Here is a 21,813-nt window from a genome sequence, read left to right as displayed (position 1 = left end):
CCTCATGACCATTTCTGACGGCGCACCGCACGTGAACGCCGAGGCCACCGCGAGTTCGACCCTGTCCCTGGACGACGCCGACATCCACGTGTGCCAGGACGGCCCCCGCGACGCCCCCGCACTCCTGCTCATCCACGGGTCCGCCTCCTCGACGCGCTCGTGGGACCCGCTGGTTCCGCTGCTGACCAGAGCCCATCGCGTCATCCGGATCGACCTGCTCGGACACGGCCGGTCGGCCAAACCGACCGACCAAAGCTACGCGCTCCCGGACCAGGCACGCAGGGTCGGCGCGGCACTAAACCGGCTCGACGTCAAGCACGCCATAGTCGTCGGCCATTCCAGCGGCGGCGCGGTCGCCACCGCCCTCGCCGAACAGCGACCCGACCTGGTGACCGCGCTCGCGCTCATCAACACCGGACCCAGCCTGGACGCCTTCATCGCCCCGGAATCGGCCGCAATCGGACCCTCGCAGTGGCCGCTGACCGACGAGCAGATCCGCCAGTTCGCGAGCACCGGCTTCAGCCGCGCGGGCTACCAGATCCCACAAGACCTCCTGGACGAGGTGCGCGCCATGACCTACCACTCGCTCACCACGACGATGCAGGCCACCCGCCACTACCTGGAGCAACAGACGCTCCCGGATCGGCTGACGGCCCTCGGCAAGCCGCTACTGGTGATCTTCGGCGAGGACGACCGCAGATGGCGATCCTCATCCGCCGCCGACTACCGCACCGTTCCGGGCGCGAGAGTCGAGTTGCTGCCCGGTCTCGGGCACTCACCCCTTCTGGAAGATCCGCCGCGGACCGCCACACCCCTCCTGGCCTTCACCGCGATCCACGCCGCGCGGGCGGACTGAACGAGACGATTGCCATGGTCGCGCCGGCGACGAGGCCACCGACACCGCCTTCTGCGCCTCTCAGGCGGACGCTTCGACTCCTGAGCCCGGCCCGCCAGTCGAAGGGGGCCTCATCACCCCGACGCGCGTGTGGGCTGGGGGCGCAGGCACGCTGTCGCTCAGGCGTTGACGACCACCATCTTGCCCTTGGCCTGATTGGCCTCCATCACACGGTGTGCCTCGCGAACCTCCTCGAAACTGAAGACGCGTGACGGCTTGGCCTTGAGCCGGCCCGCCGCCACCTGCTCGGCGATGTCCTGCAGGGGGACGTCCGACAGCGGGAAGCCCGGGGTTCCGAAGACGAAACTTCCGAAGAAGGTCAGGTAGACGCCGCTCGCCATCTGCCGCAGCGGGTTGAAGTCGGCGATGGGCTCGAGGCCGCCCAGCCAGCCGGCCAGGCAGGCGCGACCGCCGCGCCGTAGCATCGCCAGGGAATCGAGGATGGTGCTGTTGCCCACCAGGTCCAGCACCGCGTCCAACGGTTTGGCCTCGGCGATTCGCCCGGACAGGTCGGGCCCCTCCAGTTCGGCGCGTTCTGCGCCGATTTCCTCCAGCATGGCAAACCGTCCGGGGTCGCGGGTGGTGGCGATGACGCGTACGCCGGCGTTGACCGCCAGATTGATCGCAGCCTGGCCGAAGGAGGAGGTCGCGCCCCGGATGACCAGTGTCTGCCCGCGGACGATCTCCAGGCTGCGGAACAGGCAGGTCCAGGCCGTCGCATACGTCTCCGGGATGGCCGCGAGCTCGGCCCAGGGCAGGTCGGACTCGATCAGTGCCACATTCGACACCGGTGCCCGGGTGCGTTCGGCGTAGCTGCCGTTGATGGTACGTCCCAGGCCGCCCATCAGCGCCGCTACCTTGGCACCGACCGGGAACTCGCCACCGGGGCAGGCATGTACCAGGCCGACGCATTCGATGCCGCTCACCTTCGCCGCCTCGGCCCACTCGCCTCTGCGCATATGCATTTCGGCGTGGTTGATGCCGAACGCCTTGATGTCGATGACGACATGACCGACGAGGGGTTCGGGGTCGGGCAGGTCGGTGTAGACCAGGCAGTCCGGTCCGCCGAATCTCTCGATGACGATGGCACGCATCACGGCTCCAGATGAGACGCGGCAGTCCTGCCCGACCGCTGCATGGTTACGGTGATGCAGGCTGCCGAGGTGCGGATTTCAGTTGTTCGCCGAATCTGTGCGGCACGCGCCGCGAGACCCTCCTCCAGGCGAAGCGGCAGTTCGCGACGGCGGCCGGACCGCTGCCCGCGGCGGGCTACGCGGTTTCGCTCAGTGCCGTGAGCGCGACATCCGGACGGTCAACCTCACCGGCCGCACCACCCACTCCCCACCCTACGCTCACCAGGCAGCGGCCGGCGATGGCGGCATTGATCGCATACCCGTGCGTCGGAACGTCGGCCGGCAGGCACAATGTTTACTACGCGACGAGTAGTACGCGCCGTGTACTATGAAGGCTCATGACCGAGACAGCTGCCGGCATCCCCCGCCGGGCATTGGCCCAGGCGCTGTGGGCCTCGCTCGCCTGCGCACTCGCCTTCACGGCGTTCGCCTGCGTCGCCACGCAGAACAAGCTCGTCAGGCAGGGCGGCCCCTGGCGGCACGATCCCTACGACCTTGTCGTGTCGCTCACGATCTTCCTGGTTCCGGCCCTGGCGGCGCTGATCGTGGCACGGGGCCGACTCCCATCCCGTGACGGACGCCGGCCCGCCGGCGACTGGCTGGACGACCCGAGTGGGGGAGGTGTCACCGGCGTCGTGCGCCGTCACATCCGCGCGATCGCCGCTCCAGGTCCGGGGCCCTCGCGTCGTGCTCCGCGCACCGCCGTCACCGCGGGGGCGCTGGCCATGCCGGTCGCGGCGGCACTGCGTGATGAGATCTGGCCGGTGCTGGGAGACGGCGGGCAGGTCGAGACGGCGCCGCAGTTGGCTGCGATCACGGCCACCGGTGCGGTGGCCGGCGCGCTGGTCGCTCTCGCCGGCTCTTCCGCGTTCGGGGCCAGGCCCGCCGGGGTGCGCGGGGTGCTCCGGGTGCTCGCGGCGCTCGTCGTGGCTGTCGTCACGCTGGGCGGCGCCTACGTCACCTTGGTGGCGGTACGGCACACGCAACCGGTCGCGCTGCCCACCCCGACCGGCCCTCACCGCGTCGGCCGCACCGCCTTCGAATGGACCGACCACACCCGTACCGATCCTCTCGCCCCACGCCCGGGCGGCGCCCGCCAGCTGTCCGTCTGGCTGTGGTACCCGGCCACGCCCCAGGCCGCCGGAAGGCCGGCTCCGTACGCGCCGGGCGCCTGGAAGTACCTGCACCCGGACGGACTGTTCGGACTCGGTGAGACCAGCTTCGACGTCATCCGCACGCATGCGCAGGAGCGCGTGCCGGTGGCCGCCGGCCGGTTCCCGGTCGTCGTCCTGGAGCCCGGGCTGGGTCTGGCCGCGCCGCAGTACACCGCTCTGGCCGAGAACCTGGCGAGCAACGGCTACCTGGTCGCCGGTGTCACCCCGACCTACAGTGCCGGCGTAACCGTCCTGCACGGACGGCCGGTGCGAGACACCGAGGCCGGCAACCCACACGCCTTCGACTCCGCCGATCCGGCTGCGGCGGCCCGCGCAGGTGCGAGCCTGGTCGCGGTCTGGGCCGCCGATGCCCGCTTCGCCGCCGCGCAGGTGATCGGACTCGGGCGGGCCGGCCCGTTCGCCGGGCACGTCGACCCCGCGCGGACCGCCTATCTCGGCCACTCCCTCGGCGGCGCGGCCGCGCTGGAGGCCTGCCGTCTCGACCCGCGCTGCGCGGGCGCGGCCGACCTGGACGGTGCCCCATTCGGCGCCCGCGAGCCGAACAGGCCCATCATGATCATCGGAAGCGAGAACTCCTGCGTGACAGGAGCCTGCCATCCGGATGACCCCATGGGCCGCGCGGAACGTGACATGGCTCGCCGCCTGCTGGCCGCCGGCACCGCACCTGTCTGGTGCTATGAGATCGGCGGGACCCAGCACTTCAACTTCAGCGACTACGCCGCCTACTACCTGGCCGCCCCCATCCGCTCCCTGGTGCCCCTCGGCGGCATCGACGGCGGCCTTGGCCTTGCCATCACCAACGCCTACCTGACGGCCTTCCTCGACCACACCGTCCGCGGCGCCGACGAACCTCTGCTCACCGGCGCCACGTCGCCGTACCCGCAGGTACGAGCCCTCCACGTCGGCGATACGCCTGCGGGTCGGCGGTGATGGTGGGACTGCAAGGGACAACGCTTGCGCCGTGAGGACTTGTGCTGTGCGTGGAAGGCGTCCGCCGCCTGCAGGTAAGTGGTGCCGGGGGGCTCTGCCCAAGCTCGGCAAAGAGCTCTGGAAAGCCCTGGACTGCCTGCGCTCTGCCGTCCGTTGGAGAATATTTGATCAAAAGCCCGGATGTGTTAAGCGGATAGTAATGAGGTATGTACTCTTCGTGACCATCGCAGGTCGTGCCCCCTGCACACGACCCGATGCAGACCGAAGGGAGAGACCCATGTCGATCTCCAAGCACACCGTCCTCGTCGCGTGCATGGCCGCAGGCGGACTCGCAGTGGCGGGCCTTCCCGCCCACGCCGCCAGCTCAGCAGGCCGTCCGGCGCTGGCGTGCGCGTACCAGGTCACGCATGTGCGGCCTGTCAGCTTCCTCAACGTCCGGGCGGGTGCCGGGCTGCGTTTCCACCCGGTGGGGAAGCGCAGGACGGCCGACGGTCGCTTCGCAGGGGCCTGCCAGCCGAACAAGGGATGGGTCGCGGTCAAGGCGTCCGACGGCAAGTCCGGCTGGGCCTCGGCCCGATACCTACGGAAGGTGACGGCCAGATAGCCGGCGCGAAGGAGTAGCCGCTCATGGCTGCCGTTTCCCGCCTCCGTCGGCTCCGGCCGGCCGGAGGCGGGGCGCCCCTGACGGATACCGCCTCGCAGATCGCGCGCGGCGCGCTGGCGGTCTCGCTGGTCATGGTCCTCGCGCCCGGTGGCGTAGCCGACCCGCCGGTGCCCGCCGCAGCGACGATGGGGACGTGTTCCGTACCAGAGCTGGTCTCCCATCGGGGCTATGCGAGCGCGGTGACGGAGAACACCATGAGGGCGTTCGACCGTGCGCTTGAGGCCGGGTCCGATCGAGTCGAGTTCGACGTGCGTTTCACCAGGGATCATCACCCGGTGTTGATGCATGACCCAACGGTGGAGCGCACGACCTCAGGCTCCGGCAGGGTCTCCAGCATGTCCCTGGCCCGGTTTCGCGCGCTGCGTACGACCGATGGGCAACATCCGCCGACCCTGTTCCAGGTGCTGGCCGCCCTGCGGGGCAGGGTGGCGGAGGTGCTGGTGGAGCTCAAGGTGGTTCCCGACGCCGCAGACCTGCGCTTCCTTCAGGCCTCCTATCGGCTCCTGAACGCCTACCAGTGGGCGAGTATGACCTCGTTCTCGCCTGCGGCGCTGAAGGCGGTGGGGTCCATCCCCGCCCGCAAGGGCCTGCTGGCGACCTCTGCGCCGCAGACCGCTCTGGCCAGGCAGTTCGACTTCGTGGGCGTCCGCTACGACAGCCTGACCCGGTCGCGTGTCCGCGCCTACCGGAACGTCGGCGTGGCCGTCTACACCTGGACGCCCAACACTCCCGCAGCGTGGCGCCGCCTCGCGGACTACGGCGTGAGCCGCATCATCACCGATCGAACGCCGGCGTATCTGGCATGGGCCAGGCGAGCATGCGATGAGCGTGGCCCGGATGCAGGACTTCATCGCGCCGCTGCCCTCCGACGTGCCGTCAGGCCCGCTCCACAACTGCTTCGCGATCCGACCTCGTGACAGCGGAGGCACCGGGATTCTCCGCAGCGCCCCATTCCCGGTCGAGTAACGCATAGACCAGCAGCGAGGACCATTCGCCCTTGAACCACTCGTTCTCGCGGAAGTGCGCCTCGAGGCGGAACCCGAGCCGCTCGAGCACACGTGCCGAAGCGGCGTTGCGGTCGTCGACCTGCGCAATGATGCGGTGCAGACCCAGGCCGTCGAAGCCGAGGCGGAGCAGGGCCTGGGAGGCTTCGGTGGCGTAACCCCGGCCGGTCGCCTCGGGGGAGAGGATGTAGCCGATCTCGCCCGAGCGGTGCTCGGCACTGTGCCAGAACAACACGACATCACCGACCAACCTGCCGGTGTGCTGCTCCTCGATCCCGAGCGTGATCACCTGACCTGGGGCGGTGAGCTCGCCCTGTGACCACCGGCCCGCGATCCGCTCGGCGACCTCGTCACGAGTCAGGGCGTCGTACGGGACGTACCGCACGACATCCGGCTGTGACTTGTACGCATGCATCGCATCGAGATCGGCGGCCGTGAGGGGCCGCAGCAGCAGTCGCTCGGTCCGGATCGGATAGTCGGGTCGCAGCATGCTGCCGAGCCTACGAGGCACCCGTACCGCTGAGTGCGCCCGCGTTCCTGGAGCCGACTGTGTGGTCACCGCGCCCGTGATGCCCGTCAACGTCGATCACCCGTCGATGCCGCCGAGGTCACTGTGGAGGACTTCCCGTTGCCACTGGTGTCGCGGCTGGGTGTGCAGCCGCCAGTAGTGTTCGGCGATGTCGTCCGGGTCGAAGGCCGTACCCGGAGCGACGGCGCCGTCCACGGTGACGCTGGCGACGTGGACGCCGGAGGACCCGTATTCCTGGTCGAGCAGGGTCACCAGGGTTCGGACGCCGGCCTTGCCGAGGGAGAGGCTGACATAGTGCGACTTCGGCTCGGGCATGCCGCCGGTGATGATGAACGAACCGCTGCCGCGCCGCGCCGCGCCATCGCCGGTGCGATGTGGACGGCGGCGGTGAGGGCTCCGACCACGTTTACCGCCCAGGCGTCCAAGTGGGCGCGTGCAGACAGCTCTCCGGGCGTGTCCGGCTGGATGAGCGCCGCGTTGTAGACCACGACGTCCGGGAGGCCGAGCTCGTCGGCCGCCGCGTCGAGGGCGGCGCGCAGGGCCGTCTCGTCGGCGCTGTCGGCGGTCAGCGGGACGACTGGCACGCCGAAGGGGGAAACGGCTTCGGCTGCGTCGGCGAGCGTCCCGGCGGTCCGTGCGATGAGGGCGATCGGCAGGCCCGCTCGCGCGAACCGGCGGGCGACCGAACGGCCGATCCCTGGACCGGCTCCGATGACCACTGCTCCCGGCATTACCGGCTCCTTCGCTGGATGAAAGCTGACAACCCGGACGTTAAGGTGTCACATCGATGTGAAGGTCAACCTCGGAGCAAGGAGTCACGTGCGGATCGGTGCCCTGGCCCACAAGACAGGGATCAGCCGGCGACTGTTGCGCTACTACGAAGAGCAGGGACTGCTCCGGCCGCTACGCCTCGCGAACGGCTACCGTGAGTACTCCGATTCGGACGTCGCCGCAGTACGGCACATCCGCGCCTTGCTGGCCGCCGGCCTGCCCACCACCGTCATCGCCCGGCTGCTGCACTGCGTCCATGACGACGGTGCGCGGCTCATACCGTCGACCTGCCCCGCAATGGTCACCAACCTGCAACGAGAGCGCAGCCGCATCGCCGAGGCGATCACACAGCTCCAATCGTCCCAGGCGGCGCTGGACGCCCTGCTCGCCGCCTTGCCAGAACCCGACCAGCGTGAACGGGGCTGTCCGGCCTGACAGCAGAGCCTCTTCTGAGAGGAAGATGACCCCTAACCCACGCCACTACGTGCACGGTGCCGGCAGATGACAACGCCTCGCTCCCAGCGGCGTCACTCTGGCCGGCGGGGTGGTCGGCCGGATCGATGGGTTCGCGTTCGCCGGGTAGGGTCGGCCGCATGTACTCGACGCGGGTCTCTCAGTACGTGAACGCGCCGCGTCCGGCCGTCTACCAGGCGCTCGTGGATGCGGACGCGATCGCACAATGGCGGGTGCCGGCGGGGATGAGCAGCCACGTCCACGAGTTCGACGCTCGCGAAGGTGGCTCGTTCCGGATCTCGCTCACTTATGACGCGCCGGGGCCGGCCGGCAAGTCGGCGTCGCACACTGACACCTACCATGGCCACTTCGCGGAGCTCGTTCCGGACGAGCGGGTGGTCGAGGTGTTCGAGTTCGATGCGGTAGATTCCGCGCTGCGCGGGAGCATGACGATGACGACGACGCTCACCGACGCCGGCGGCGGCACCGAGGTGGTCGTCGCGCACGACGGGATCCCTGACGCCGTGCCCGCTGCCGACAACGAGACGGGCACGCGCATGGCGCTGGCGAACCTGGCCGCGCTCGTCGAGGCGGGCCAAGCCACCGAAACCGCAAGCTGAGCCAGGACAGAGTCAACGCCGGGGCGCTCGGTCCTGGATGGCACCATGAGTGCGTTCACGCTGGCCGGACAGTGGCCGAAGGCTCGATCGGGTGGGCACGGTGTGCCTGCTCGCGCGATGAGGTCCCAGGCGGGCGCCGGCGAGGCCATGGGTGCTGCGGTTGGGCTGTAGTGCTCATCAGCGGGGGCAGACACTTATTCAGATGCTCATGATCGACTTCGTGTCTAGCCTTTTGGCTCGTGGAGGACGAGCGCGCAGACGACAGGCAGGGTCCGGGGCCAGATCAGGCCGCGCCGATCGTGACGCACTGCCCGCCCTGCAGGGAGCCCGGCCCGGCTCCAGGACTGATCACCACCATGGTGATCTCCGCCTGCTTCGCCCTGCTCGCCATCGGCTACCAGCTGAGCTGGCTCATCGCCCAGAACGACGGCACCCCTGCCGAGTTCGCCGCAGACCTCGCGGTCGCGGTCGGGTTGGCTCTGGCACCGCTACCCGCCGTCTTCGCCGCCGTCACGCTCTTGCAGCGGTGCGTGCCGACGCCTTGGGTGTTCCAGGCCCTGGTATTCGCGTGGGGAGCAGGCATCGCCGTGTTCGTCTCCGTTGCCGTGGAGAGCTGGGTGTCCGCCGATCTGCAGGTGTACTTCGGCGTGGACGAGGCCGCCGCGGAAAGGGTCAGCGGCCTGTACGTGGCCCCGCCCGTCGAGGAGGCGCTGAAGGGGGTCGCCTTGTGGCGTCTGTTATCGCACTGCCGGCACGCCATCGCTGCCATCAGCTACGGCATTCTCTACGCGAGCATGACGGGGGTGGGGTTCGCCGCCGTGGAGAACGTGCTCTACTACCTCATCCCCGTCATCCGGACGGGAGCGGATCACGGCCTGGCCGCCGCCACGACGCGGGCGCCTGTCGTGTTGCTGATGCATCCGCTGTGGACGGCGGTGATCGGCCTCGGCGTCGGCTGCGCCCTTGCCACGGCCGGCAGAGCGAGATTCCTCCCCGTTGTGCTCGGCTACGGTGGCGCCACACTCCTGCACTTCCTCTGGAACCGGACGATCGACAACGCGCCCACTGTGGACGCCGGCACCGGGCTATGGAGTCAGGTGTCTGCCTGGATGGCAGAAAGGGGCGGGCTCTATCTCCCGGAGCTCGCCGTCGTCGGCATCCTGATCGGCGTGATGGTGCGGGAACGGCGTCGACCCCCCTTCTAGATCCAGTCGGCCCGCACACGGGCAACGTTCCGCGGCGCGCTCGCCGGCGGTGAACCGGTGGCCGCGATCCTCCAGCGCACCAGCTGCGAGAGCGGCGGGCTTGGTGGCGGGCACAACCGAGGCCCAGCCGTTCGTCGGTTACGCCGAAGAAGGCGCGTCCGCGCTGGCCTACCGTTCGGTCATGTCCCGCCTTTCGCTCGACGACCTGTACCGACTGGCGATCCCCTCAGACCCTGCGCTGCGCCCCGACGGCGGCGCCGTCGCCTACACGCTGACCACCGCCGACCGCGCCTCTGACGAGAACCACACGCGGATCTGGCTCGCCGCCCCGGGAGCCGAGCCCCGCCTGCTCGCCTCGGGGAGCGCCGCCCGATGGTCCCCCGACGGCCGCCTGCTGGCCTTCCTCAAGCCGGTGGACGGCAAGCCGCAGATCCACCTGCTGCCCATGGACGGCGGCGAGCCACGGCCCCTCACCTCGGCGCCGCTGGGCGCCGGGGTGCCGGTGTGGTCTCCCGACGGGACCAGGATCGCCTACGCCGGACCGTACGGAGAGCCCGACCCGCACGCTCCCGTGGTGGCGGACCGGGCCGACTACAAGGCCGACGGCGCCGGCCTGCTGCGCGGCGTGACCACGCAGCTCTTCGTGGTGCCGGCGGGAGAAGAGCCGGGGGAGGCGGTGCGGCTCACCGAGGGCGACTTCCACGCCGGGCAGCCCGCGTGGTCGCCCGACGGGCAGCGGCTCGCCTTCACCGCCGACATGCAGCCCGACGGCGACCTGGTGCCCTCCGCCGCCGTGTATGCGGTCGACGCGGACGGCGGCGAGCCCAAGCGCCTCACGGGGCCGGAGGTGATCTGTGTCGGCGCCTGGTGGCTCGGCACGCGGCTGGTGGTGGCCGGGCTGCCCGGCCCGGTGGGGCACACCAGGCTGTACGTCCTGGGCGATGGCGGGTTGGAGGAGGTGGAGACCGGGCTGGACCGCAACGTCATGGTCGGCCACCCCGGCTACCCTGGCGCCTCACCGCTGCTCCTCGGCGGTGACCTGGTCTTCACCGCGAGGGACGGAGGCCGCACGCACGCCTTCGCGGTGCCGCTGGACGGCACGTCCCCCGCCAGGAAACTCGTGGGCGGCGAGGTGTCGGTCTCCGGGCTGAGCGCAGCCGCTGGGCGGATCGCCTATGTCGCCACAAGCCCGGACAGTGCCGGGGACATCCACCTCACAAATCCCGGGGCCGGCGTGGCACCGGGGGTTCGGCTCGCGACGTACCGGCTGGAGGGGGTCGAGCTGTTCGCGCCTCGCTCGCGCACCTTCACCGCGCCCGACGGGACGCCCGTCGAGGGGTTCCTCCTGCGCGACGAGACGCTGAGCGGTCCCGCCCCGGTCCTGCTGGACGTCCACGGCGGCCCGCACAACGCCTGGGCGCCCGTCTTCGACGGCGTCCACCTCTACCACCAGGTGCTCGCCGCCCGGGGCTGGACCGTGCTCACGCTCAACCCGAGGGGCAGCGACGGGTACGGCGAGGCGTTCTACACGGCGGCGCTCGGCGCCTGGGGCCTCGCGGACGCCGACGACTTCCTCGCCCCGCTCGACGAGCTCGTCGCCGAGGGCGTCGCAGACCCGGAACGGCTGGCCGTCACCGGCTACAGCTACGGCGGCTACATGACCTGCTGGCTGACCGCGAGGACCGGCAGGTTCAAGGCGGCCATCCCTGGCGGTTCCGTGGCAGACCTCAGCAGTATGGTCGGAACCTCCGATGCCGGATATTTCCTGAAAGAGTATGAATGTGCGGGTGGGGTCGTGGCGCAGTCCCCGATCACCCACGTCGCCGGCGTGGCGACCCCGACCCTGATCCTGCACGGAGAGAACGACGACCGCTGCCCCGTAGGCCAGGCCGAGCAGTGGTTCGCCGCACTGCGCGAGCGCGCCGTGCCCGTCAGGCTCGTGCGCTACCCGGGCGCCTCCCACCTGTTCATCCTGAACGGACGCCCGTCCCACCGGTTCGACTACAACGAGAGGATCATCGCGTGGCTGGAACAATGGGTCACCGTCTCGCCGAGCTGATCGCCGAGTACGAGGTGCCCGGCGCGGCCCTCGCCTATCTGCACGGCGGGGAGTTGCACGAGTTCGCCGCCGGAGTGCTCAACGTCGACACCGGCGTGCCGGTCACGCCCGACTCGATCTTCCAGATCGGCTCGGTCTCCAAGGTGTGGACCGCGACCATGCTCGTCCAGCTGGCCGAGCAGGGCGCGCTGACGCTGGACACCCCGGTCGCCGAGCTGCTGCCCGAGTTCCGGGTCGCCGACCCCGACGTCACCAAGGCCGTCACGGTCAGGCACCTGCTCTCGCACACCAGCGGCATCGACGGCGACCTGTTCCTCGACACCGGCCGCGGCGACGACTGCGTGGAGAAGTACGTGCAAGCCTGCGCCGACCTGGCGCAGAACCACCCCCTGGGGGCCACCCAGTCGTACTGCAACTCCGGGTTCGTGGTGGCCGGGCGCATCCTGGAGAAGCTCGCGGGCAAGTGCTGGGACGACGTCCTGCACGAGCGGATCGTCGAACCGCTCGGTCTCACCCACACCTGGACCCTGCCCGAGGACGTCCTGCGCTTCCGCGCCGCCATGGGACACATGGACGGCAAGCCCGCCCCGGCCTGGGGGCTCATGCGCGCGATGGGGCCGGCCGGGCTGATCTGCGCCCGTCCCGCCGACGTGGTCGCCTTCGCCCGCGCCCACCTCGAAGGCGGCCTGCTGGAGGACCCGCAAGCGATGTGGGAGCCGCAGGTCGACATCCCCAACCCGCACACGCTCGGCAGGCAGTGGGGCATCGGCTGGATCCTCGACGAGTGGGACGGCCAGCGGATCATCTCCCACGGCGGCAACACCATCGGCCAGCACGCCATGCTCTGGGCCGTGCCCGGCACCGGCACGATCGTCTGCGTGACCGCCAACGGCGGCCACAGCGGCGCCTTCACCCACGCCCTGGCCACCGAACTGTTCGCCGAACTCGACGGCCTGACAGTGCCGCCCACGCTCGCGCCGCCCGCGACCCCCGTCGAGGTCGACGCCACCCGCTACGCCGGCGTCTACGAGCGAGCCGGCGCCCACCTCACCGTCAGCGCCGGCGACGGTGGCCTCCGGTTGCGCATGGAGGCCACCGGCGCGCTCGCGGCACTGGACGAACCGCAGGAGTTCCCCCTCGTCCCCGTGGACGAGACGACGTTCGTGGGGCGCGTGCCGGGCGACCCCGCGTGGATCTCGGCGGTGTTCTACGAGCTCGCCGACGGCTCCCCGTACATGCACCTGGGCGCCCGCGCCACCCCCAAGACGAGCTGAGGAGAGGGACTTGAAACTGAGCCAGCGCCTCGACGAGGCGGCCCGCGCGCACGGTGTGCCGGGGGCGGCCGTGGCCGTGTACGCGGCCGGTGAGCTGCACGAGGCGGCAACCGGCGTGATCAACGTGAACACCGGCGTCGAGACCACCCCCGACAGCCTGTTCCAGGTCGGCTCCACCACCAAGGTGTGGACCGCCGCCCTGGTCATGCAGCTCGCCGAGGAGGGACTGATCGGCCTCGACCGGCCGGCGACGGACTACCTGCCGGAGTTCTCCGTCGCCGACGGCGCGGTGATCACCGTACGGCAGCTGCTCTCGCACACCGGCGGCTTCGACGGCGACCTGTTCGAGGACACCGGCCGCGGCGACGACTCCCTCGACGCCTACGTCCGCTACCTGAAGACCGCCGGGCACGTGCACCCGCCCGGCGAGCTGTTCTCCTACTGCAACGCCGGGTACTGCGTGCTCGGCGCGCTGGTCGCACGCCTGCGCGGCACCACCTGGGAGCAGGCGGTGCGCGACCACCTGTACGGCCCCCTCGGCGTCACCCACGCCGCGCTGCTCGCCGAGGAGGCGGTGCTGTTCCGCACCTCCGCCGGGCACATCGGCCCCGGCAACACCGTCTACCCGAAGTGGCAGATGCCGCGCTCCAACGCGCCCGCGGGGTCCACGATGTGCCAGGCGCCGCGCGAGCTGGTCCGCTTCGGCCGGATGTTCCTCGCGGGCGGCGTCGCGGCGGACGGCACCCGCGTGCTGTCGCAGGAGACGGTCGCCGCCATGCGCACGTCCCAGGTCGACGTGCCCGGCGTGTCCGGGCTGCTCGCCTCGGCCTGGGGGCTGGGCTTCGAGCTGTTCGACTGGGGCGCCTTCGGTCACGACGGCGGCACCCCTGGGCAGAGCACGTTCTGGCGCGTCGTCCCCGGCGCGGACGTCGTCATCGCGATGAGCGGCAACGGCGGCGTCTTCGCCGGCCTCATCACCGACCTGGCGCTGCCGCTCATCAGGGAGACCACCGGGATCGACGTGCCCGCCCTCCCGGTGCCGCCCGAGAGTCCGCCGGCCGTGGACCCGGCGCCGTACACCGGCGCGTTCGAGGGGCCGACGATGGCCTATGAGGTCGCCGCCGGGGACGGCGGTCTGGAGATCACCGTGATCCCCGGCGAGGTCATGATCAGCATGGGGGCCACCCGGAGCAGCGCCAGGTACGTCCACCACTCCGGCCACTCGTTCATCGCGGCCGAGCGCGCGGACGGCCTGCATGACACCGTCACCTTCGTCATGCGCGACGGGGTGGCCGCCTACCTGCACAACAGCCGGGCGGTGCCGCGTGCGTGAGGTGTTCGAGGCCGCGGGCGCCCGCGGCTTCGTCCACGCCGTGGACATCGACGTGGACATCGACGGGGACATCGACGGCGACGCCGAGACCGGGCTCGACCCCGACGAGCCGGTCGTCCTCGCCTCGGTGTTCAAGATCCCGATCGTGCTGGAGTACGCCAGGCAGGCCGCGGCCGGGGAGCTGGAACGCACCGAGCGGCTCACCGTCACGGCGGCCGACAAGGACGGCGGCATCGGCGTCTCCGGTTGCGCCGACGACGTCTCGCTGACGCTCAGGGACCTCGCCCACCTGATGATGACCCTGAGCGACAACGCCGCCACCGACGTGCTGCTGCGCCGGGTCGGCCTGGACCGGGTAAACGCCACGCTCGCCGCTCTCGGGCTCGTCCGCACCCGGCTCATAGGCGGCTGCGCCGAGCTGTTCGCCCAGGTCATGGCGGAGCTCGGCACCGTGGATCTGGACGGTCTGAAGGACGAGCTGATCAGGCCGCTGGCCGTGCGGGACCCCGCGCGCACCACGTCCAGCACGCCCCGCGAGATCACCACGCTGCTCGGCCTGATCTGGCGGGACGAAGCCGGGCCGGCCGAGGCGTGCGCCGAGGTGCGGAAGATCATGGGCAACCAGGTCTGGCCGCACCGGCTCGCCTCCGGCTTCGGCGACGAGGTGAAGGTCTCCGGCAAGACCGGCACGCTGTGGGGCGTCCGCAACGAGGCCGGGGTCGTGGAGTACCCCGACGGCAAGCGCTACGCCGTCGCGGTGTTCCTGCGCACCGCCCGGCTCGGCTTCCGGCATCCGGCCGCCGACGCGGCCATCGGCCGTGCCGCCCGGGCGGCGGTGGACCGCCTGCGCACCTGATGCAGCCGGATGCGTATGGTGAGCGGATGCAGACCCGTCCCCGCGCCAGCCTCGGACGGATCCTGCACGACCTCGGCAGCACCGTGCTCGACGTGGCGGCCTCTCCTGGCGAGCTCGACGCCGAGGTCACCGGGGTGTACATCTACGACCCGCTCGACGAGCTGCTGGTGCCGCCGGGCGGGATCGTGCTCGCGGTGGGCGTGCACGGCGCAGCGGACATCTGCGCCCTGCTGGAGTCGGCCCGCGAGGCGGCGGGCATCGTCGTCAAGCTCCCCGTGGACGTCGACGAGCAGGTCCGCAGCAAGGTCCTGGAGACGGGCGTGGCCGTCCTCGGCCTGACCAGGGCCGCCTCATGGGCGCAGATCGTCACCCTGCTGCGCTCGCTGCTGGCCGAGGGCGACCTGGCCGAGCCCGGCGACGGGCCGCAGGGCGACCTGTTCTCCCTCGCCAACGCCGTCTGCGCGCTGCTCGACGCGCCCGTGACCATCGAGGACAGGTCGGCACGGGTGCTGGCCTACTCCGGGCGGCAGGACGAGGCCGACCCCGGACGGGTCGAGACCGTGCTCGGCCGTCAGGTGCCCGAGCGCTACCAGCGCATGCTCGACGAACGCGGCTTCTTCAAACAGCTGTACCAGAGCCGCGACCCCATCTACATGGAGCTCGACGGCGACAGCATCAACAGGGCCGCCGTCGCCGTCCGGTCGGGCGACGAGATCCTCGGCTCGATCTGGGCGGCCGTCCACGAGCCGCTCACCCCGCAGCGGCAGCGCGCGTTCGCCGACGCCGCGAAGATCGTCGCGCTGCAGTTGCTGCGCGAGCGGGCCGGGGCCGACACCCAGCGGCGGCTCCGCGCCGACCTGCTGTCGACCGTGCTCGCGGGCGGCGCCGACGCGGCCGAGGCGGCGGGCCGGCTGGGCATCGCCACGCAGCGGCTGTGCGTGCTCGCCGCCCAGCTCACCGACCTGCCCGAGACCGACCCGGCCCGCGTCGAGGGCGACAGGCAGCGCTTCTGCGATGCGCTCGCCCTGCACGTCGCGGCCATCCACCCCAAGGCGGCAGCCGCGCTCGTCGGCTCAGTCGCCTACGCCGTGCTGCCGCTGAACCCGGGCGACCCGTCGCGCGGCTCGTCGGGCGATGCTCCGGGCGCCGACGAGGAGGTGCGAGCCGTGCGCGTCGCGCAGAGCTTCCTGTCCAGGGTCGGCCCGCGCCACGCCGCCAACGTCGGCGTCGGCCGGCTGGCCGCGAGCCTGGCGCAGGTGTCGCGATCGCGGGCCGACGCCGACCGGGCGCTGCGCGTGCTGCGCGCCCGCCAGGTGGCCGGCCAGGCCGCCGGTTACACCTCGGTGCACTTCGAGTCGCTGCTGCTGCAGGTCGCCGACGTGGTCAACGCGGAGGAGCAGACACCCACCGGCCCCTACCTGAGGCTGCTCGCCTACGACAGGGAGCACGGCAGCGAGCTGGTCGCCACCCTCCGGGCCTACCTTGACGCGTTCGGCGACGTCAACCTGGCCTCGGCGCAGGTCCACGTGCACGCCAACACCTTCAGGTACCGGCTCAAGCGGCTCGCCGAGATCAGCGGCCTCGACCTGTCGGACCCCGACGCCAGACTCACCGTGATGCTGCAAATGCGGATCTTCGGGCTGTAGCACCACCTCGTGCGGACATTTCATCGTCCGAGACGAAGAACGGCGAGCGGCGACCGGCAAGTGTGAATCAACACCCCCCAGCTCTCGGAGTCCCCATGACAAGAGCAGCAGCGATCGTCGCGCTGGCCCTGTTCGCGACCGCCTGCGGCGGCGCCCCGCCGGGCGGGCAGGCCTCGGGCGGCACCTTCACCTACGCCATCCCCGCGGACCCCGGCGTGCTCGACCCCGCCATGGGCCTGCTGTCGGTCACCAACACCGTCCTGTCGGTCGCTTACGACACGCTGGTGAACACCGACCCGGCCGGGCGGATCGTCCCCGGGCTGGCCGAGAAGTGGGACGTCAGGCCCGACGCGGTCACGTTCACCCTGCGCAAGGACGTCACCTGCGCCGACGGTTCCAAGCTCACCCCCGCCGACGTCGCGGAGAACGTCAACCACATCGCAGACCCCGCCACCAAGTCGCCCATCTACGGCGTCCTCGTGCCGTCCGGCATGAAGGCCGAGGCCGACGACGCCGCGGGCACCGTCACGCTCTCCACCCCCAAGCCCTTCAGCTTCATCCTGGAGAGCAGCCGCACCCTGTTCATCGTCTGCGGCAAGGGGGTCAAGGACCGCTCGCTGGTGGCCCGCGGCACCTCGGGCTCCGGCCCGTACACCCTGGTGGAGGCCGCGCCGGGCGACCATTACACGTTCAAGGTCCGCAGGGACTACGCCTGGGGCCCCGGCGGCGCCACCGCCAGGGAGCTGCCCGAGCGGGTGGTGTTCAAGATCGTGCCGAACGAGCAGACCGCCGCCAACCTGCTCGTCGCGGGGAGCCTCAACGGCGCCCAGTTCTACGGCCCCGACCGCGCCAGGATGGAGTCCACGCCCGGCATCGGGAAGATGCTCCCGTCGGCTGGAAACGGGCAGTTCTTCTACCACCAGGGAGACGACCGGCCCACCAAGGACGTCGCCGTGCGCAGGGCGCTCACCCAGGCCGTCAATCTCAAGGAGCTGGCAGGCATCGCCGGCAGCGGCACCGGGCGGCCCCCCACCGGGCTGGTGCTGGACCCCCGCCCCTGCAAGGGCGACAGCGTCACCGGCCACGTCCCCGGCTACGACGCCGCCGCGGCCGCTTCCGCCCTGGACGCCGCAGGATGGAAGGCGGGCCCCGACGGGGTCAGGGTCAAGGACGGCAAGCGCCTGACCCTGCGCCTGCTCTACGCCACCACCAAGGGACCTGGTGCACAGGCCGCCGCCGAGTACCTGGCCGCCGCCTGGCAGAAGGTCGGCGCCGAGGTGAAGCTGAACGGCGTGCTCGACACCAAACTGTCGGAGTCGCTCAACGCCACCCAGGACTGGGACGTCGGCTGGCTGCCGATCGGCGTCACCCTGCCCTCGCAGCTCGTCGGCTTCCTCTCCGGCCCCGCCGCGCCCAAGGGGGCCAACTTCGCGCACCTGGCCAACGCCCGCTACGCGCAGCTCGTCGCCAAGGCCATGGGGCAGCCGGGCCAGGCGGGCTGCCGGCTCTGGCTGGAGGCCGAGTCGGCCCTGTTCGACGACGCCGACCTGGTACCGGTCGTGGAGAACACGGTACTGGTCGCCACCAAGGGCGCGACGTTCCAGGAGATGGCCGGGCTGTTCGTCCCGACCTCGCTCCGGCTCACCGGGGGGAACTGAGTGCGCCGGCACCACCTCCTGCTCAGGCGGCTCGTCCGGTTCGCCGTGTCGCTCGTGGTCCTGGTGGTGGCGTCCTTCGCGATGATCCACCTGATCCCCGGCGACCCCGTGCGCGCCTCACTCGGCCCGGCCGCCCCGGTCGAGCTGGTCGAGGCCCGTACGGCGGCGCTCGGCCTCGACCGGCCGCTGCCCGCGCAGCTCTCCTCCTACGTCACCGGGCTGCTGTCGGGAAACCTCGGCACCTCGTTCCTGACCGGCGAACCGGTCGCCGACGTGATCGGCGCCAGGTTGCCGAACACGCTGGGCCTCGCCCTGCTCGCCACCCTCGTGGCGCTGCTCGCCGCGGTCCCGCTCGGCATGCTGGCGGCCGTCCGCACCGAGAACGGCAGGAACCGCGGCACCGAGGCCGCCTTCGGCACGGCGACCGGAGCCGCCGTGGCCGTGCCCGAGTTCCTGTACGCGATCGCCCTGGTGACCGTCTTCGCCGTCGGGCTGGACCTCCTGCCGCCCGCCGGAAAGGCGGGCCCCGCCTCGTACGTGCTGCCGGTGCTCGCCCTGGCCGTCGGCCCCACGGCGATGCTCGCCCGCATCTCGCGAGCGGAGACGCTGCGCGAGCTCGGCACCGACTACGTGCGGCTGGCCAGGGCCAAGCGGCTGCCGCCTGTCAGCCTGTACCTGCGGCACGTGCTGCCCAACACGCTCACCGCCACGCTCACCCTCGGCGGGCTGCTGCTCGGCGCGCTGATCGCCGGCAGCGTGCTCGTCGAGTACGTCTTCGCCTGGCCGGGCCTGGGCATGAAGATCGTCGAGTCCATCACGCAGAAGGACTACCCGGTCGCCCAGGGCGTGATCCTCGTCTACGGCGCGATCGTGCTGCTCGTGAACCTCCTGGTGGACGTGGCGCTCGGCGTGCTCGACCCGACCTCCGCGATCAGGGAGTCATGATGCCGCGCACCCCTTCGGCCGTCGTGGGCGCCGTGCTGGTCACGTCGCTGGTGGTACTGGCCGTCATCGGGCCACCCCTGTGGGGCGAGGAGGCCGCGCGCATCGACGCGGGCGCCATCCTGCAGGGCGGCTCGGTCGCGCACCCGCTCGGCACCGACAACCTCGGCCGCGACCTGCTCGCCAGGGTGCTGGTGGCCGGCCGGTACTCGCTGCTGCTCGCACTGGCCGCGGCGCTCGTCGGCGGGGTCGCCGGCATCGTGCTCGGCGGGCTGCCGTCGGTGCTGCCCAGGAGGGCCGCCCGGTTCGTCACCGGCACGGTCAACGCCCTGGTCGCCTTCCCCGGACTGCTGCTGGCCATGTTCACGGCGGTGGTCACCGGGCTCGGCGCGCGCGGCGCGGTGCTGGGCATCGGCGCGGCCATCGCGCCCGGCTTCGCCAGGCTCACCCAGACACTCGCCGCGTCCATCGCCGGAGCCGACTACGTCTCGGCGGCGCGCATGCTGGGAGTCCCCCGCCATCGCGTCCTGGCCAGGCACGTGCTGCCGAACATCGCCGAGCCGCTCATCCTCAACCTCGCCCAGGCGCTCGGCGGGGCGCTGCTCGGTCTGGCCGGCATGTCGTTCCTCGGGCTCGGCGTGCAGCCCCCGTCGTTCGACTGGGGCCGGCTGCTGTTCGACGGGTTCGGCCGCATCTACGTCACGCCGGAGGTGGCGCTCGGGCCCGCCGCGGCCGTCGCGCTGGCGGGCATCGGCTTCAACCTGCTCGGCGACGCCCTGGCCAAGGGCGCCGCCCGCAGAACCGCTCCCAGGCGCGCTGCCGCCGTTCCGCAGCCGCGGCCGGACCCCGGCGAGCCCGAGCCCGGCGCGGCGCTCGACGTGCGCGAGCTGACCGTCACCTTCCCCGGCGGCGTCACGCCCGTGCGCGGGGTGTCGCTGAGCGTGCGGCCCGGCGAGATCGTCGGGCTGGTCGGCGAGTCCGGCAGCGGCAAGTCGCTGACCGCGGCGGCCATCGGCGGCCTCGTCCCCTACCCGGGGACCGTCACGTACGGGCGGCTGCTGCTATCAGGCAGGGACGCCGGCGCGCTCACCCAGAAGGAGCTCGGCACCTCGCTCGCGATGGTGTTCCAGGACCCGATGGCCTCGCTCAACCCGGTGCTCCGGGTCGGCGGGCAGCTCGCCGAGGTGGCCCGCGTGCACCAGGGCGCCACCCGCGCCCAGGCGCGCCGGCGGGCCGTGGACCGGCTCGGCCATGTGCGCCTGCCCGAGCCGGAGAAGCGGGCGAAGCAGCATCCGCACGAGCTGTCAGGAGGCATGCGGCAGCGCGCGGTGATCGCGATGGGCCTGATGGCCACCCCCAAGCTGATCATCGCGGACGAGCCGACCACCGCGCTCGACGTGACCGTACAGCGCCAGATCCTGCGGCTGCTGCGCGAGGTGACCGAGGAGACCGGCTCCGCGGTCCTGTTCATCTCGCACGACATCGCCGTCGTGGGGGAGCTGTGCGACCGGGTCGTGGTGATGTACGCGGGCCGGGTCGTCGAGGAGCTGCCGGTGGACCGCCTGGCCGGCGGCGCCGCACACCCGTACACGCGGGCGCTCGTCGCCTCGCTGCCCGACATGGACACCGACAGGACGCGGCCGCTGGCCAGCATCCCCGGCCGCCAGCCCGCCCCGTCGGAGGTGGGCCCCGGCTGCGCCTTCGCGCCCCGGTGCCCGGCGGCCACCGAGCGGTGCTCGGCGTCGCGTCCCCCACTGGTCACTCACGGCGACGCCCACCGGGTCGCCTGCTGGGAGGTTCCGTGAACATCGAAGAGCTGAGTGTGCGCTTCGGCGCGTTCACCGCGGTCGACTCCGTCACCCTGGAGGTCCCGCCAGGGCGCGTCGTCGGGCTGGTGGGCGAGTCGGGGTCGGGCAAGTCGTCGCTGGCCAAGGCGGTGTGCGGGCTGGTGCCGTACGCGGGGCGCGTCACCGGGGCGGCACGGGCCCAGATGGTCTTCCAGGACCCGTACGCCTCACTCGACCCGCGCATGACGGTGGGGGCGTCGGTCGCGGAGGGGCTGTCGCGCCTGCGCGGCCCGGCGCGGGAGGCGGAGGTGTCGCGGCTGCTCGCGCTGGTGTCGCTCCCCGCCGAGCTGGCGGGACGCTACCCGCGGGAGCTGTCGGGAGGCCAGCGGCAGCGCGTCGCCGTGGCCCGCGCGCTGGGCGCCGGGCCGGACCTGCTGGTGGCCGACGAGATCACCAGCGCGCTGGACGTGTCGGTGCAGGGCGCGGTGCTCAACCTGGTGCGCTCGCTCCGGGACGAGCTGGGGCTGCCGATCCTGTTCATCTCGCACAACCTGGCCGTGGTGCGGTACGTGTGCGACGAGGTGGCGGTGCTGCACCGCGGGCGGCTGGTCGAGCACGGGCCGGCGGAGGACGTGGTCGGAGCACCCGCGCACTCCTACACGCGCGAGCTGCTGAACGCCGTCCCCCGCCTGCCCCGGCCCTGACCTACAGCGGGATCCACTCGGTGGAGGTGGTGACCTCGTCGAGCACGGCCGGGATCGGCTCCACGCCGAGCCCCGGCCCCGCCGGGACGCTCAGGTGGCCGTCGGACAGCTCGAACGGTTCGGTGATGTCGGTGGCGTAGTAGCGGCGTGAGGCGGAGGTGTCGCCTGGCAGGGT

General features: G+C 71.6%; 20 protein-coding genes. 16 read left to right on the top strand and 4 right to left on the bottom strand.

Annotated features, from left to right (window positions below; genetic code table 11):
• Positions 1–4 precede the first annotated feature (4 nt).
• Positions 5–856, top strand: coding sequence for an alpha/beta fold hydrolase (locus ABT294_RS49895; RefSeq protein ID WP_350813590.1), 852 nt, complete (start codon positions 5–7; stop codon positions 854–856).
• A 158-nt stretch (positions 857–1,014) separates the two neighbouring features.
• On the opposite strand, the gene ABT294_RS49890 is transcribed toward ABT294_RS49895, so the two are convergent.
• Positions 1,015–1,989 carry a zinc-binding alcohol dehydrogenase family protein gene (locus tag ABT294_RS49890; protein ID WP_350813589.1) on the bottom strand — a complete coding sequence of 325 codons (975 nt, stop codon included), beginning with the start codon at positions 1,987–1,989 and terminating at the stop codon, positions 1,015–1,017.
• A 377-nt stretch (positions 1,990–2,366) separates the two neighbouring features.
• On the opposite strand from ABT294_RS49890, the gene ABT294_RS49885 reads away from it, so the two are divergent.
• From ABT294_RS49885 to ABT294_RS49875, 3 genes are all read left to right on the top strand, one after another.
• The gene (locus tag ABT294_RS49885; RefSeq protein ID WP_350813588.1) at positions 2,367–4,133 is read left to right on the top strand and encodes an alpha/beta hydrolase; all 1,767 of its coding nucleotides are present in this window, start codon (positions 2,367–2,369) and stop codon (positions 4,131–4,133) included.
• A gap of 277 nt (positions 4,134–4,410) precedes the next feature.
• Entirely contained in the window at positions 4,411–4,737 is a 327-nt protein-coding gene (locus ABT294_RS49880; protein ID WP_350813587.1) for an SH3 domain-containing protein, read from the top strand.
• Between the two features lie 23 nt (positions 4,738–4,760).
• On the top strand, positions 4,761–5,714 hold the full coding sequence (locus tag ABT294_RS49875) for a glycerophosphodiester phosphodiesterase (RefSeq protein ID WP_350813586.1): 954 nt from the start codon (positions 4,761–4,763) through the stop codon (positions 5,712–5,714).
• On the opposite strand, the gene ABT294_RS49870 is transcribed toward ABT294_RS49875, so the two are convergent.
• From ABT294_RS49870 to ABT294_RS49860, 3 genes are all read right to left on the bottom strand, one after another.
• Positions 5,674–6,291 carry a GNAT family N-acetyltransferase gene (locus tag ABT294_RS49870; RefSeq protein ID WP_350813585.1) on the bottom strand — a complete coding sequence of 206 codons (618 nt, stop codon included), beginning with the start codon at positions 6,289–6,291 and terminating at the stop codon, positions 5,674–5,676. The genes ABT294_RS49875 and ABT294_RS49870 overlap by 41 nt on opposite strands.
• Positions 6,292–6,387: 96 nt before the next feature.
• Positions 6,388–6,582, bottom strand: a complete 195-nt coding sequence (locus ABT294_RS49865) for a hypothetical protein (RefSeq protein ID WP_350813584.1) — start codon at positions 6,580–6,582, stop codon at positions 6,388–6,390.
• Complete coding sequence (locus tag ABT294_RS49860) at positions 6,579–7,061, bottom strand: SDR family NAD(P)-dependent oxidoreductase (RefSeq protein WP_350813583.1); 483 nt, start codon at positions 7,059–7,061, stop codon at positions 6,579–6,581. Before ABT294_RS49860 ends, ABT294_RS49865 begins: the two co-directional genes overlap by 4 nt.
• A 58-nt stretch (positions 7,062–7,119) precedes the next feature.
• Between ABT294_RS49860 and ABT294_RS49855 the strand changes: the two genes are divergently transcribed.
• The 12 genes from ABT294_RS49855 (at position 7,120) to ABT294_RS49800 (ending at position 21,638) form a co-directional block, all read left to right on the top strand.
• The gene (locus ABT294_RS49855; protein WP_350813582.1) at positions 7,120–7,536 is read left to right on the top strand and encodes a MerR family transcriptional regulator; all 417 of its coding nucleotides are present in this window, start codon (positions 7,120–7,122) and stop codon (positions 7,534–7,536) included.
• Between the two features lie 158 nt (positions 7,537–7,694).
• Positions 7,695–8,174 carry an SRPBCC family protein gene (locus ABT294_RS49850; RefSeq protein WP_350813581.1) on the top strand — a complete coding sequence of 160 codons (480 nt, stop codon included), beginning with the start codon at positions 7,695–7,697 and terminating at the stop codon, positions 8,172–8,174.
• A gap of 239 nt (positions 8,175–8,413) precedes the next feature.
• Positions 8,414–9,379, top strand: a complete 966-nt coding sequence (locus tag ABT294_RS49845; RefSeq protein ID WP_350813580.1) for a PrsW family intramembrane metalloprotease — start codon at positions 8,414–8,416, stop codon at positions 9,377–9,379.
• Positions 9,380–9,482: 103 nt separating this feature from the next.
• Positions 9,483–11,438 (top strand): S9 family peptidase, encoded by a 1,956-nt coding sequence (locus ABT294_RS49840; RefSeq protein ID WP_350813579.1) that lies wholly within the window; start codon positions 9,483–9,485, stop codon positions 11,436–11,438.
• A complete protein-coding gene (locus ABT294_RS49835; RefSeq protein WP_350813578.1) occupies positions 11,402–12,712 on the top strand; it encodes a serine hydrolase domain-containing protein in 1,311 nt (436 codons plus the stop codon). The genes ABT294_RS49840 and ABT294_RS49835 overlap by 37 nt, the downstream gene beginning before the upstream one ends.
• A gap of 10 nt (positions 12,713–12,722) precedes the next feature.
• Positions 12,723–14,045, top strand: coding sequence for a serine hydrolase domain-containing protein (locus ABT294_RS49830; RefSeq protein WP_350813577.1), 1,323 nt, complete (start codon positions 12,723–12,725; stop codon positions 14,043–14,045).
• Positions 14,038–14,901: a serine hydrolase gene (locus ABT294_RS49825; RefSeq protein ID WP_350813576.1), complete on the top strand. Its 864-nt coding sequence runs from the start codon at positions 14,038–14,040 to the stop codon at positions 14,899–14,901. Before ABT294_RS49830 ends, ABT294_RS49825 begins: the two co-directional genes overlap by 8 nt.
• 26 nt (positions 14,902–14,927) lie before the next feature.
• Positions 14,928–16,547, top strand: a complete 1,620-nt coding sequence (locus tag ABT294_RS49820; RefSeq protein WP_350813575.1) for a PucR family transcriptional regulator — start codon at positions 14,928–14,930, stop codon at positions 16,545–16,547.
• 95 nt (positions 16,548–16,642) lie between these two features.
• Positions 16,643–18,205, top strand: a complete 1,563-nt coding sequence (locus tag ABT294_RS49815; protein WP_350813574.1) for an ABC transporter substrate-binding protein — start codon at positions 16,643–16,645, stop codon at positions 18,203–18,205.
• Positions 18,206–19,150, top strand: coding sequence for an ABC transporter permease (locus ABT294_RS49810; RefSeq protein WP_350813573.1), 945 nt, complete (start codon positions 18,206–18,208; stop codon positions 19,148–19,150).
• A complete protein-coding gene (locus ABT294_RS49805) occupies positions 19,150–20,952 on the top strand; it encodes a dipeptide/oligopeptide/nickel ABC transporter permease/ATP-binding protein (RefSeq protein ID WP_350813572.1) in 1,803 nt (600 codons plus the stop codon). Before ABT294_RS49810 ends, ABT294_RS49805 begins: the two co-directional genes overlap by 1 nt.
• A complete protein-coding gene (locus ABT294_RS49800) occupies positions 20,949–21,638 on the top strand; it encodes an ABC transporter ATP-binding protein (protein WP_350813571.1) in 690 nt (229 codons plus the stop codon). The genes ABT294_RS49805 and ABT294_RS49800 overlap by 4 nt, the downstream gene beginning before the upstream one ends.
• Positions 21,639–21,813: the final 175 nt, after the last annotated feature.

This window comes from Nonomuraea sp. NPDC000554 (genome assembly GCF_040300065.1).
Taxonomy (GTDB): Bacteria; Actinomycetota; Actinomycetes; order Streptosporangiales; family Streptosporangiaceae; genus Nonomuraea.
Note: the sequence above shows the minus strand (reverse complement) of the source record. Positions and strands in the feature narration are given on the sequence as shown.

Bases quoted from the DNA above. Each gene is read 5' to 3' on its own strand.
- ABT294_RS49870 (WP_350813585.1), bottom strand. From the start codon at position 6,291: ATGCTGCGACCCGACTATCCGATCCGGACCGAGCGACTGCTGCTGCGG.
- ABT294_RS49860 (WP_350813583.1), bottom strand. From the start codon at position 7,061: ATGCCGGGAGCAGTGGTCATCGGAGCCGGTCCAGGGATCGGCCGTTCG.
- ABT294_RS49890 (WP_350813589.1), bottom strand. From the start codon at position 1,989: ATGCGTGCCATCGTCATCGAGAGATTCGGCGGACCGGACTGCCTGGTC.
- ABT294_RS49850 (WP_350813581.1), top strand. From the start codon at position 7,695: ATGTACTCGACGCGGGTCTCTCAGTACGTGAACGCGCCGCGTCCGGCC.
- ABT294_RS49820 (WP_350813575.1), top strand. From the start codon at position 14,928: ATGCAGACCCGTCCCCGCGCCAGCCTCGGACGGATCCTGCACGACCTC.
- ABT294_RS49895 (WP_350813590.1), top strand. From the start codon at position 5: ATGACCATTTCTGACGGCGCACCGCACGTGAACGCCGAGGCCACCGCG.
- ABT294_RS49805 (WP_350813572.1), top strand. From the start codon at position 19,150: ATGCCGCGCACCCCTTCGGCCGTCGTGGGCGCCGTGCTGGTCACGTCG.
- ABT294_RS49815 (WP_350813574.1), top strand. From the start codon at position 16,643: ATGACAAGAGCAGCAGCGATCGTCGCGCTGGCCCTGTTCGCGACCGCC.
- ABT294_RS49885 (WP_350813588.1), top strand. From the start codon at position 2,367: ATGACCGAGACAGCTGCCGGCATCCCCCGCCGGGCATTGGCCCAGGCG.
- ABT294_RS49875 (WP_350813586.1), top strand. From the start codon at position 4,761: ATGGCTGCCGTTTCCCGCCTCCGTCGGCTCCGGCCGGCCGGAGGCGGG.
- ABT294_RS49880 (WP_350813587.1), top strand. From the start codon at position 4,411: ATGTCGATCTCCAAGCACACCGTCCTCGTCGCGTGCATGGCCGCAGGC.